9 protein-coding genes, 1 rRNA gene, 1 pseudogene and 1 other annotated feature are annotated in these 12,078 nt (G+C 42.8%); of the genes and pseudogenes, 7 read left to right on the plus strand and 4 right to left on the minus strand.

The window, feature by feature from the left end:
* Positions 1–132: 132 nt before the first annotated feature.
* The 3 genes and pseudogenes from BN1067_RS10950 to rpsD all read right to left on the minus strand — a co-directional run.
* Positions 133–420 (minus strand): annotated as a pseudogene (locus tag BN1067_RS10950) (transposase); the annotation flags it as partial.
* Positions 421–706: 286 nt separating this feature from the next.
* Positions 707–822, minus strand: a 5S ribosomal RNA gene (gene rrf, locus BN1067_RS10955).
* Positions 823–1,222: 400 nt separating this feature from the next.
* Positions 1,223–2,092: a sequence feature (23S ribosomal RNA rRNA prediction is too short), on the minus strand.
* A 368-nt stretch (positions 2,093–2,460) separates the two neighbouring features.
* Positions 2,461–3,063 (minus strand): 30S ribosomal protein S4, encoded by a 603-nt coding sequence (gene rpsD, locus BN1067_RS10960; RefSeq protein WP_053218891.1) that lies wholly within the window; start codon positions 3,061–3,063, stop codon positions 2,461–2,463.
* 443 nt (positions 3,064–3,506) lie between these two features.
* Here rpsD and BN1067_RS10970 point away from each other — a divergent pair, with 443 nt between their 5' ends.
* A complete protein-coding gene (locus tag BN1067_RS10970; protein ID WP_110943459.1) occupies positions 3,507–5,381 on the plus strand; it encodes a sensor domain-containing diguanylate cyclase in 1,875 nt (624 codons plus the stop codon).
* 32 nt (positions 5,382–5,413) lie between these two features.
* Here BN1067_RS10970 and BN1067_RS10975 read toward each other — a convergent pair whose 3' ends face one another.
* Positions 5,414–5,893, minus strand: a complete 480-nt coding sequence (locus tag BN1067_RS10975) for a GAF domain-containing protein (protein ID WP_053218893.1) — start codon at positions 5,891–5,893, stop codon at positions 5,414–5,416.
* A 164-nt stretch (positions 5,894–6,057) separates the two neighbouring features.
* Between BN1067_RS10975 and refZ the strand changes: the two genes are divergently transcribed.
* From refZ to BN1067_RS11005, 6 genes are all read left to right on the plus strand, one after another.
* Positions 6,058–6,705 (plus strand): forespore capture DNA-binding protein RefZ, encoded by a 648-nt coding sequence (gene refZ / locus BN1067_RS10980; RefSeq protein ID WP_053218894.1) that lies wholly within the window; start codon positions 6,058–6,060, stop codon positions 6,703–6,705.
* A gap of 530 nt (positions 6,706–7,235) precedes the next feature.
* Positions 7,236–8,927 carry a septation ring formation regulator EzrA gene (gene ezrA, locus BN1067_RS10985; protein ID WP_053218895.1) on the plus strand — a complete coding sequence of 564 codons (1,692 nt, stop codon included), beginning with the start codon at positions 7,236–7,238 and terminating at the stop codon, positions 8,925–8,927.
* An 8-nt stretch (positions 8,928–8,935) separates the two neighbouring features.
* Positions 8,936–9,214, plus strand: a complete 279-nt coding sequence (locus BN1067_RS10990) for a hypothetical protein (RefSeq protein WP_053218896.1) — start codon at positions 8,936–8,938, stop codon at positions 9,212–9,214.
* Between the two features lie 94 nt (positions 9,215–9,308).
* Complete coding sequence (locus tag BN1067_RS10995) at positions 9,309–10,448, plus strand: cysteine desulfurase family protein (protein ID WP_053218897.1); 1,140 nt, start codon at positions 9,309–9,311, stop codon at positions 10,446–10,448.
* 5 nt (positions 10,449–10,453) lie between these two features.
* Positions 10,454–11,653 (plus strand): tRNA uracil 4-sulfurtransferase ThiI, encoded by a 1,200-nt coding sequence (gene thiI / locus BN1067_RS11000; RefSeq protein ID WP_053218898.1) that lies wholly within the window; start codon positions 10,454–10,456, stop codon positions 11,651–11,653.
* Between the two features lie 230 nt (positions 11,654–11,883).
* Positions 11,884–12,075: an alpha/beta-type small acid-soluble spore protein gene (locus tag BN1067_RS11005; RefSeq protein ID WP_053218899.1), complete on the plus strand. Its 192-nt coding sequence runs from the start codon at positions 11,884–11,886 to the stop codon at positions 12,073–12,075.
* The last annotated feature ends 3 nt before the right edge of the window (positions 12,076–12,078 follow it).

Genomic DNA, 12,078 nt, shown 5'->3' on the forward strand with positions numbered 1-12,078 from the left:
CAGACCGCAGAGGAAATAAACTCGCTTTCCGCGGACGAACGCCCGAGCCTCCTCGCAAGGCCCGCTGTGGGGTCTCGGCCGCCCGTTTTTCCGCAGGAGTCTCGCTTATTTCCTCTGCTACACTATTTCGCTCTACAGAGCCTTTTTAACCGCTTGCTGCCATAAAATTTTATGCTTTAATCGTTCAACGTCTTTGATTCCAAAGGAATCTCGTTTTAAAACCTTTATCGTATGGTTTATTCCCTTGATATACCCATTATGAAATGGATACATGAATGACTGTAAAATCTCTTGTTTCCAACGCATGAACGTTTTTCTTACACGGCGAAATGCCTCTATGTTTGAAGCACGCATCCATTTCAAACATTCTTCCAGCCCTTTTCCGGCTGTCTTCTCATCACTTGTCTTAAACCATTGTTTTCTCTTTACAGAACGGGCACTTTTGTTGCCAATGTCTTGTGTAAAGCTCTACTCTTAAGGCGCTTCCTTCTTCCTCTATATTCGATACATCTACTTGTTTATCTTTAATCCCCAGTCAAAGAGAGAGGGAATGAGTGTATTTTTTTTTGCACACTGCAGGAACACCCATCACATCAGGGGACACCACCACATTCAGTATAGAGCCTATTTTTACAAAACAATAGGAAACACGAAACGAAAAAACACCCTTGAACGAGTGGTTCTCATTCAAGGGTGTTTCAGTTTTGCCTGGCGGCGTCCTACTCTCGCAGGGGCAAAGCCCCAACTACCATGGGCGCTGGAGAGCTTAACTTCTGTGTTCGGCATGGGAACAGGTGTGACCTCTCCGCTATTGCCACCAGACCTGCAGGATGCAGGTCGTTCTGTGTTGTTCACAGGACGTGAACGGTCTTAACAGAACTTCCTTTAGGTGCTTTTAAGAAAGATGTACCTTCAAAACTAGATAAGAGGGAAGACATTCAATGAACATTGACACGTTTTTTTAATCCAGCTCTGCGGGCTAGATGCTCGCGTCATAAGTCATTCCCCTACAAGCCCATAAATGCAGGGCTTTTCGATGACTGGCTTATGCGTGTCGCATCTGACCAAGCCCGCGACGCTTTTTGTTTTAATCCAGCTCCGACTCCCAGGTCCTCGCTGTATAAGCAATTCCTCTACAAGGCTGAAACCCAGCCTTGTCGCGGTCTTACTTATCCAGTCGGACCTTAACGGTCGTCTCCGCTTTTTGTTTTAAGTTAAGTCCTCGATCGATTAGTATCCGTCAGCTGCACGTGTCACCACGCTTCCACCTCGGACCTATCAACCTCATCGTCTCTGAGGGATCTTACTCATTTGAAATGATGGGAAGTCTCATCTAGAGGGGGGCTTCATGCTTAGATGCTTTCAGCACTTATCCCTTCCACACGTAGCTACCCAGCTATGCTCCTGGCGGAACAACTGGTACACCAGCGGTGTGTCCATCCCGGTCCTCTCGTACTAAGGACAGCTCCTCTCAAACTTCCAACGCCCACGACGGATAGGGACCGAACTGTCTCACGACGTTCTGAACCCAGCTCGCGTACCGCTTTAATGGGCGAACAGCCCAACCCTTGGGACCGACTACAGCCCCAGGATGCGATGAGCCGACATCGAGGTGCCAAACCTCCCCGTCGATGTGGACTCTTGGGGGAGATAAGCCTGTTATCCCCGGGGTAGCTTTTATCCGTTGAGCGACGGCCCTTCCATACGGCACCGCCGGATCACTAAGCCCGACTTTCGTCCCTGCTCGACTTGTAGGTCTCGCAGTCAAGCTCCCTTCTGCCTTTACACTCTGCGAATGATTTCCAACCATTCTGAGGGAACCTTTGGGCGCCTCCGTTACTCTTTGGGAGGCGACCGCCCCAGTCAAACTGCCCACCTGACACTGTCTCCGGACCGGATCACGGTCCTGGGTTAGAAGGTCCGTACAGCCAGGGTGGTATCCCACCGGCGCCTCCACCGAAGCTAGCGCTCCGGTTTCTAAGGCTCCCACCTATCCTGTACAAGCTGTACCAACATTCAATATCAGGCTACAGTAAAGCTCCACGGGGTCTTTCCGTCCTGTCGCGGGTAATGCGCATCTTCACGCATAGTATAATTTCACCGGGTCTCTCGTTGAGACAGTGCCCAAGTCGTTGCACCTTTCGTGCGGGTCGGAACTTACCCGACAAGGAATTTCGCTACCTTAGNGGTCAAAGAGAGAGGGAATGAGTGTATTTTTTTGCACACTGCAGGAACACCCATCACAACAGGGGACACCACCACATTCAGTATAGAGCCACTTTCTTTCTATTCCTTCACCCATGCTAGTGATTTTTTGGTCCAAATTTGGCCCAGTTGGCCCCAAATTAGACCATTACCTTGCATTAATTTGCAAACTAGATAAAACTAAAAAACCCCTTGAAACGTTGATATAACAACATTTCAAGGGAGTTTTGTATGTTAATCTGCAAACTATATAGATTAACGAGAGTAGAATTCAACGATAAGTGCTTCGTTGATTTCGGCTGGAAGTTCAGAACGTTCAGGGTAACGAGTGTAAGTTCCTTCCAAAGTATCTTCATTGAAAGATAGGTATTCAGGAACAAAGTTGTTCGTTTCCACTGCTTCTTTCACGATATCTAGGTTTTGTGATTTTTCACGAAGACCAATCACTTGTCCTGGCTTCACGCGGTAAGAAGCAATATCGACGCGTCCACCGTCAACGGTAACATGGCCGTGGCTTACAAGCTGGCGTGCTTGTCTGCGAGTGCGGGCAAGACCTAAACGGTAAACAAGGTTATCCAAACGGGATTCAAGAAGGATCATGAAGTTTTCACCATGGATACCTTTCATTTTTCCTGCCTGGTCGAACAAGCGACGGAATTGACGTTCGTTAATTCCGTACATGAAGCGAAGCTTCTGCTTCTCTTGCAATTGAAGACCGTATTCAGATAGTTTGCGGCGCTGGTTAGCACCATGTTGTCCTGGTGCGTAAGGGCGTTTTTCTAGTTCCTTACCAGTACCAGTTAAAGAAATACCAAGACGACGAGACTTTTTCCATACAGGACCTGTATAGCGAGCCATTGTACATCTTCTCCTTTATATAGTAGATTTGCATAAAATAAGACAGTGTGTTCCCAATCGCTGCCCATTTTGTTTTCATGTACCATCGCTCCAGCAGCAGAGAGTTACACGATACACCTTACTAACTGTAAGGAACAAAATGAAACAGTCGGAGGTTCACGTAGGCTACCTTTTTTACACAAAGTCCATTATAGTTTTTTTAGAATCAGAAGTCAAGAACCGATTTCTTTTAATCAAATATACGGAATTATTATAGGATATAAGTAGGAAAAGCATGTTTAATCATATATAATTAGGATATATCTCCTATAGCCTTTATTATTCTGTAAATTTATTATACCATCTTATAATTATTTTCATCGATATAAAGTGACGAAAAACAATAATCCAGGCAGTTCCGGTGCGTCCGGGAAGCTGTCAATGCAAACGATAGGTGAGATTTTATGGACAACAATAGATTATCGAGGTATGAATGCTGGTATCAAATGTTGGAGGGGTTCATGCGGGAAAATAACCCTTCCATTGATGATGTGATCACGAATGCTTGTGAAGTGATTAAGCAATTTGTACCTGTTCGGCATGCGGGTATTTACTACTATGATGCATGGAAAAATGGTTTCTTTCTGAAAACAGAAGATTCTGCACTAAGACAGAGGGTGTTGGAAATTCTTCCGAACACAGTTGCGGCGGACAGGGTGGATACCTATTCAGATGGACAGGAGATGTTTATTTCTCCCCAATCTCTAGAGGCTATGTTGATTCCTTTAAGGGATGGAGACAACGTAATTGGCTTTCTCTTTATTGCGGCAGACCGTCTATCGGAACAGTCCCGTCAGGATTGCAGAACGATTGCTGAAGAACTTTCCGGTCAACTACGGATCATGTCTAATCAAATTCATACTATAAAAACAAATCACAATCATCAGGTCTTATATAGGGTTACTTCTGCGTTTCATGCTTCTATCCATACGAAGGATGTATTGGAAGTAGTGATCAACACATTGAAGGATGTATATCCGGAATTTGATTACTATTTGTACCTTTCGCAAGAATTCCCCGGTGCCGAAGACCTGCCAACCAGAGAACTGATTTACAATGATGATGTGACCAACAGAGTAAGCGTTCATGCCTTTCTTACCGGCGATGTTCAGTATGAACAAATAACCGAAACGCGTGAAACAAACTGTTACATTCCTCTGAAAGGAGAGCAAGGTGTGTATGGCGTTTTACAAATTTGTGCTCCTACCGTAATTTCCTTTCCAGCAGAGGATGTGGAATTTGTATCATTGATGGCAAATGAAGCCGGAAGTGCCATGGAGAAATCTCGGCTATATCAGCATTCAAAACAGCTGATCGAGGATTTGCAGTTAATTAATGAAACTTCCCATACTTTGAATTCGAATTTGCGGTTAGTAGAGACGACCACTTTTATGAGCAAGCAAATCAAAGATAAATTTGGAGCGCAGGAAATAGGGTATATTCTATTCAAAGAAGACGACCAGGAGGAATACGAAATTCTGGATGGAAGTACGGATTACTTTTTATCCAAAAAAGCAAAGCCTTTTCTTGCCAATACACTGGAATTGCTTCGAAAGCAGCATGATGCTGTTTTTATAGGTGATTTTTCCATTAAATATCCGGAAGTCAATTTCCTCTATCATTCGGTTATGGCAATACCGATGATGCAATCAAAACAAATTAAAGGGGCAATTTTTGTCCTTCATCAAGACCCGTACTTTTTCTCCTTTGAGGCGTTTAAGTTGATTCAATCACTTGTTCATCATTCTACGCTCGCTTTTGTCAATTCTATGCTCCGCGAACAGCTGGAACACTTGGTCATAACCGATTATTTGACTGGTTTGTATTCGAGAAAGTATTTGGATGAACGTCTCCAGCAGCATTTGTCAGAGGATGAGCAAGGTGCTTTTCTGTTGATCGACATAGATGACTTTAAAAAATTTAACGATACTTATGGCCATGAACTGGGAGATGAACTAATCATCCAAGTTGCCTCCATTATCAAAGGACATATAGGGACAGACGATTTTGCGGCCAGATGGGGAGGGGAAGAACTCGCTGTTTATTTGCCGAATGCTTCCGTTAAAGAAGGCATGGAAACGGCACATCAGTTAGTCAGACAAGTCGAAGCCTTCACCGAGCCGACGGTGACGATTTCGGTGGGCGTTTCCTATTGGGACAAAGGTCAAAGCGAGCGTACGGGCAATGTATTTGATAGAGCAGATGCAGCTTTATATCAGGCAAAGGAACTTGGGAAAAACTGTGTAGTCCAAGCAAGATGTATCAGGGAGCTGAATTAAAGGCTGGTCTTAATGACCAGCCTTCTGTTTCTTCAAATATATTTTTCAAGAATTGCAGCAAATTGTTCTAAGTAATGTTGATCTTCTTTGTCGAATCTTCCTTTGCTGGGACTATCAATATCCAGAACGCCATAAATACTTCCTTCTTTGTGGAGCGGCACGACAATTTCAGATTGGCTTGCGGCATCACACGCAATATGGCCAGGGAATTGGTGTACATCCTCAACAAGCTGTGTTTTACCTTCCTGGACGGCTGTTCCGCAAACTCCTTTTCCAGACTTTATTCTCACACAAGCCGGTAAACCTTGGAACGGCCCCAAAACAAGTTCGTCTTCTTTCCATAAATAAAATCCGACCCAATTGACATCTGTCAAAAACTGGTTAAGTAGTGCGGATGCATTGGAAAGATTGGCTATTGCATCCGGCTCATCTTCGATTAATGCCTCCAGCTGTTTTAGCAACAGGCTATAATCTTTTTCCTTAGAACCTGAATAATTTTTCACTTCAAACATTAGCATTCCCACCTTTTTAATAGCATTGTCAGACAATATTTTGCTCCATCCGCTACTCTTCGCCACGATTAACGTATCTCGACATACAAGGCGCAGTATTTGACGAGCGAAAGTTGCAGGACTCTTCTCCGTTATGTCGTAAATGACAAGAGGAGGTGTTACGGGTGACTAACAGCCAAACAAAACAAAAAGTAATGTCAGCAGCTTGCCAGTTGTTTTATACAAAGGGCTACCATGGCACTTCTGTCCGTGATATAGCTCATTCAGCTTCGGTGAACGTATCGTTGATCAACTATTATTTTAAAAGCAAGCAAGGTTTATTAGAGTCAATCGTTACCAGTTATTACGAACAGTATATGGCTGTCCTGGAGGGAACGATAACGGATACCGAAGCATTGTCCAAAATCGATAGACTGAAGCAAATGATTGCAACAATTATACATTATAAACAGGAACAGCATCAATTTACTTGTTTCATCCATCGGGAACTTTCACTGGATTCTGTTTTTGTCAGGGAGATGATGGTTACTTATTTGGCGAAAGAAAATTATTTGATCAACAATGTTTTTAAAGAGGCTTTACGTGACGCGGGAATAACAAACTTAGATCTGCAATTTTTATATGTTCAGCTGAAAGGATTGTTAAACAGTCCGTATTCTTCTGCAAATGAGTGGAAAACGCTTGTGAACTGGAATCAATCGCAAGATTTTTTTGCTAAGAAATACGTCCATTTGATCTGCAGGTGGATTGATCACTTATCAGAAGGCTTGAGCTTGGATGAACGAAGCAAACCAAGCATACTTTCCCGATAAACTGCCATGTTACGCTTATAGATACTGGAAAGGGGGAATTCAGGAAGACCGTATGACCCCTGCCATCATCTCGAAAAGCCCGCCAATCGGCGGGCTTTTCTTTTAATTTTTTCTAAGCGGAATTTGGATACTCTCTTCCTTTATCAAAGGATGCTAATCACATGATAACAAATCGATTACCTGGATAGTTTAGGAGTTCCAGTTAAAAGGTAAGTATTTCTGTGACTGGTTTATGGCATAAGGATGTACTGGAATCCGCCGCCGACTTCGTATTTAAAACGATTTTGAAAAAATTGTCGTTGTGTGAATAAATTTGAAAATTTATAAACAAAAATAGCGGTTAACATGGTATCATAATAGTAATCATTTAACTGGACATAGTGTTTGGATTTTATCAAAGGAGTTTAAGGTCGCAGAGAGCGATCGAACGCTGCGGTGCTTGCAAAAGAGCTGAGAAAGGGCTTAGCCGAGAGTAATCTCTTTCCTCTCATCTTATATATAACAGTTTATTGGATTTCAGGAGGTTTTTTATGGCATACATAATCGGCGGTATTCTTATTTTAATCGCTTTAATCATTTTTGGACTTATTTGGCGAAAAAGAATTTATGATGAAGTCGACCGCTTGGAAGGCTGGAAGATGGATATCATGAACAGGAATGTAAGTGCGGAATTATCCCGGGTGAAAGCATTGAATTTATCCGGAGAAACGCAGGAAAATTTCGAGAAATGGAAGGACCGATGGGATACAATCCTTACCAGGGAGCTTCCGGATATGGAAGAATACCTCTTTGATGCTGAAGAGGCGGCTGACAAATACCGTTTTTCTACCGCCAAGCAAAATTTACTTCGGGTGGACGGTGCATTAAAAGCCATTGAAGCTGACATTGAACAAATGTATAACGAACTGGAACTATTGCTTGATTCGGAGGAGAACAGCCGAAAAGCTGTAGAAGCATTAAAACCGAAAATGAAAGAGTTGAGAAGGTCTCTTCTGCAAAATCGCCATAACTTCGGTAAATCGGAAGCGCGTTTCGAAGGTGATTTGGATGAAATCGATGGAAACATCGAGAAGTATTACCAGCTTACGGAAGAGGGTAATTACTTTGAAGCTCAGAAGCTTGTCGATGGATTGCGCGATCACATCACGGAATTAGAATCAAAAATGGGAGAATTTCCAGATGTTTACAAAAAGAGCCGGCAGACACTTCCTAATCAACTAGATGAACTGCAGAACGGTATTATTGGAATGAAAAAGGATGGGTATCATATTTCCCATCTAGGGTTTGAAAAAGAAATTCATCAGTATAAGACTCAACTGCAGGAGTTTGTAGAACAGCTTGATAAAGGAATGCTGGAGGAAATAGTGCCTTTCCTTGAGCAAGTTGAAGAAAGAATGAAGGAAATGTACCAGCTTCTTGAAAAAGAAGCCATCGCAAAAAACTATATAGAAAAGCAGATTCCAGGTTTTCGGCGGAACGTAGAAGCGGAACTTCAATCCTTTGAAGAAACGACCAAGGAAGTAGAAAGTCTTCAGGAAGCCTACTATTTGGAAGATAATGATCTGGAGAACCACTTGAACTTAGAAAAATTGGTCAAACAGTTGAAAGAAAGCCTTGAAGATATCGACCGTGGATTGGATGAACATACCGCTACCCACATTGAACTTCGCGAAAAGGTGGAAACGGCTTCGAAAGAATTGGAAAAGCTGAAGGCCCGCCATGAAGCATTCAAAAGCCAGATTCAAACGTTGAGAAAAGACGAATTGGCTGCAAAAGAACTGATTATTGAAATGCGAAAAGCTCTTCAAGACACACACCGGACCTTGATGAAAAGCAATATCCCGGGGGTTCCCGATTTTATTTGGAAGCTTTTTGAGGAGGCCGCCGAGCGAGTGGAGGAAGTTACCGGAAAACTGGAAAAACAACCCCTTGATATGGGAGAGATTCAACACTCGCTATCTGAGGCACAAAAGGCAGTGTCTTCGATGACGGAACAGACAGAAATGCTATTGGAACAAGCGCGTCTGGTAGAACTTGTTATTCAGTATGCCAATCGTTACCGTAGCAAGTATCCTTTATTAGCAGCCAGGCTTTCTGAGGCTGAAAGTATGTTCCGTAATTTTGAATATGAGAATGCCTTGGAAGAAGCGGTCCAGGCTTTGGAAAAAATAGAACCGGGTGCTTTGAAGAAACTGGAAGAATATAACAAGGTTCCAAGCTGACTAATAACATGAAGGTGCGCTGGCTTATAGGCATATTGGTCGTTACAGCTGTTTCCTTTTGGGGTTGCATAGCATGGATGGTAATTAAGGATTTGCAGTTTGAAAAAGACAGAACCTTAACAGCTGCTCATTCGCTGTCAAAGAGCACGCTATATCATAAGAAAACAGATAATATAGCTTCTTTTACCGATCGAAACGATTTACAGGAAATGAAATTTGGCGGATATAAAGAGAAACAGGTAATATCAATCGATCAGTTACTTAACGATCTCCAAATAGAACCATAGGCCGTATTAATCCCTTGCTGGCAAGTTTGTAGCAAGGGATTAATTATGATATTATAAGTGATTGCATAAATACAAAAGGGGAGGGGGCGTTTCCATGATTTATTTAGATAATAGTGCTACCACGAAACCGTATCAAGAAGTTATCGATAGTTTTACCCAAGTATCACAAAAGTATTATGGAAATCCCTCATCGATTCACCGAACTGGTGCTGAAGCTGAGAAGTTATTATTAAGAGCAAGACAACAGGCGGCTGATTTGTTGGAAGTAAAAGAGGAAGAAATTGTTTTTACTTCCGGAGGGACAGAAGGGAACAATACAGCTATTAAGGGAATAGCACTTGCCCATCATAATAGAGGCAAACATATTATTACTTCACAGATAGAGCACCCATCCGTGCTGGAAGCTTGTAAAGGTTTGGAGGATTTTGGTTTCCGTGTAACATATCTTCCTGTAAACCATCAAGGGCTAATCGAACCTGCCGATGTCGAGGCAGCAATTACCGAAGAAACAATCTTGGTAAGCATTATGCATGTCAATAACGAACTTGGTGCCATTCAGCCTATTAAAGAAATAGGAGAAATTACCAAGCGCTATCCAAAATTGCATTTTCATGTGGACCATGTGCAAGGATTTGGGAAAGTGCCACTATCCTTGTCTGATAGTGGGATTGATTTGTGTACGATTTCCGGCCACAAAATTCATGGCCTGAAAGGAACAGGTTTGCTTTTTGCGAAGAAAGGAACACATTTGTTTCCTTTGATGCATGGCGGGGGACAAGAGCGGTCCATCCGTTCAGGTACCGAAAATCTAGCCGGATCAGTTGCACTGGTAAAGGCTATACGTCTCATATTAGAGGAACAACGGCAGAAAAGTCAGCATCTCTTGGACATGAAAGAAAGGCTATGGAATTGTCTGGACGGGATGGAGCAGGTAACAACCAATTCTCCGGCAGGCCATGCACCGCATATCATCAACATTTCCGTTCCCGGTTATAAACCAGAGGTGCTCATTCATGCTCTGAGCGAAAAAGGTTTTTATATTTCTACGAAATCGGCCTGTTCCTCGAAAAATGAAGATGTAAGCTCTGTGCTGGCCGCTTGCGGTTTGTCTGAATCAAGAAGCAGTTCTGCATTACGCATCAGCCTTTCTTATCACAATCAGCTGCAGGAAATCGAAGGCTTTTGCAAAGCATTTGACGAGGTTCTGCATCAATTTAGCGAAATAATGGGGTAGATACAATGCATTATGAATATATTTTAATCCGTTATGGAGAAATAGCGTTAAAAGGAAAAAATAGAAAGACATTTACGCAAAAACTACAGGAAAATGTCCAAAACAAATTAAAGGACATACCGAATATAAAAGTGAAGCGGCAGCGGGACAGAATGTATATTTTACTAAACGGGCAGGATCCGGAGCCGATTATTGACCGTTGTAAAACAGTATTTGGGATCCACAGTTTAAGCAAGGCAATCAAAGTAGCCAATGAAGAAGAGGAGATTAAAAGAGCTGCATTGTTTGCCCTTGAAGGAGCGCACGGAGTCAAAACGTTTAAGATAACGACAAAAAGGACAGATAAAACCTTTCCTGTTAGATCTCAACAATTCAACCAAGTGCTAGGCGGGTATCTGCTGAAGAACACGGAAGAATATGCAGTTGATGTTCATCAACCAGATATGGAATTAAGGGTGGAAATTCGGCAGGACGGTACGTATATTACTTCTCAAAAAATCCCTGGTGCCGGAGGACTGCCGGTCGGATCCTCAGGAAAAACACTGCTTCTTTTATCCGGAGGAATCGACAGCCCGGTTGCTGGTTACTTGACGATGAAGCGTGGGGTTCAATTGGAAGCAATTCATTTTCATTCCCCTCCATTTACAAGTGAACGCGCCAAACAAAAAGTATTTGATTTGGCGCGTCAAATGACTAAATTCGGCCATTCCATCCGCATACATGTGGTACCATTTACAAAGCTGCAGCAAAAGGTACATCAAACGATACCGCATGGCTACTCGATGACGGTAATGCGGCGGATGATGATGCGGATCAGTGAACAAATTGCTTCGAGAGAAGGCATCTTATCGTTGACCACCGGTGAAAGTCTTGGGCAGGTAGCCAGTCAAACGATGGAAAGCATGCACGCAATTAATGAAGTCACCAATTATCCAGTACTGCGACCATTGATCGCTATGGACAAAGAGGATATTATCAGTATTTCTCAAAAAATCGATACGTACGATATTTCGATTCGCCCATTCGAAGATTGTTGCACCGTATTTGTTCCGGATGCACCTAAAACTACGCCGCGTAAAGAGAAGGTGAACCAGTTTGAACAAGCAGAGGATTTTGACGATCTTTTGGATGAAACATTGGAAAACGTGGAAGTAGTGACAATTGATTCTCAAGCAAAAGAAGAAGAATTTGACGCCTTGTTATAAAAGTAAGTTTAACGTCAGGTAAATACTTTACTATTCCTTAGGCCCCTGGTGAACGTATTCGAATTTTCCGTTGTAACCATAGCGAAACGTTGCTCTCAACCTTTTAAAGAGCAAGGTGGGTCTTACGGAAAATAATAGCTGGGTAATGCTGTCATTTCTCCCATTTTTCTTAGGGAATGGTTTCGACTCCTCCCGAGCATGCTAGAAGTGCAGGGAAGGAGGTGAGAACTATGGCAAGCAACAACAACAACCAGCTTCTTGTACCTGGAGTTGAACAGGCTTTGGATCAAATGAAAACGGAAATTGCTCAAGAATTCGGAGTACAGCTTGGTGCTGATACTACTTCCCGGGCTAACGGTTCCGTTGGTGGAGAAATCACCAAACGCTTGGTATCAATGGCTCAACAACAAATGCGTGGATAATAT

The sequence above is a fragment of the Virgibacillus senegalensis genome (genome assembly GCF_000821245.2).
Taxonomy (GTDB): Bacteria; Bacillota; Bacilli; order Bacillales; family Amphibacillaceae; genus Sediminibacillus; species Sediminibacillus senegalensis.

What these genes read in the sequence shown, in the direction of transcription:
- rpsD (WP_053218891.1), bottom strand. Translation starts at nt 3,063, where the DNA reads ATGGCTCGCTATACAGGTCCTGTATGGAAAAAGTCTCGTCGTCTTGGT.
- BN1067_RS10970 (WP_110943459.1), top strand. Translation starts at nt 3,507, where the DNA reads ATGGACAACAATAGATTATCGAGGTATGAATGCTGGTATCAAATGTTG.
- BN1067_RS10975 (WP_053218893.1), bottom strand. Translation starts at nt 5,893, where the DNA reads ATGTTTGAAGTGAAAAATTATTCAGGTTCTAAGGAAAAAGATTATAGC.
- ezrA (WP_053218895.1), top strand. Translation starts at nt 7,236, where the DNA reads ATGGCATACATAATCGGCGGTATTCTTATTTTAATCGCTTTAATCATT.
- BN1067_RS10990 (WP_053218896.1), top strand. Translation starts at nt 8,936, where the DNA reads ATGAAGGTGCGCTGGCTTATAGGCATATTGGTCGTTACAGCTGTTTCC.
- BN1067_RS10995 (WP_053218897.1), top strand. Translation starts at nt 9,309, where the DNA reads ATGATTTATTTAGATAATAGTGCTACCACGAAACCGTATCAAGAAGTT.
- thiI (WP_053218898.1), top strand. Translation starts at nt 10,454, where the DNA reads ATGCATTATGAATATATTTTAATCCGTTATGGAGAAATAGCGTTAAAA.
- BN1067_RS11005 (WP_053218899.1), top strand. Translation starts at nt 11,884, where the DNA reads ATGGCAAGCAACAACAACAACCAGCTTCTTGTACCTGGAGTTGAACAG.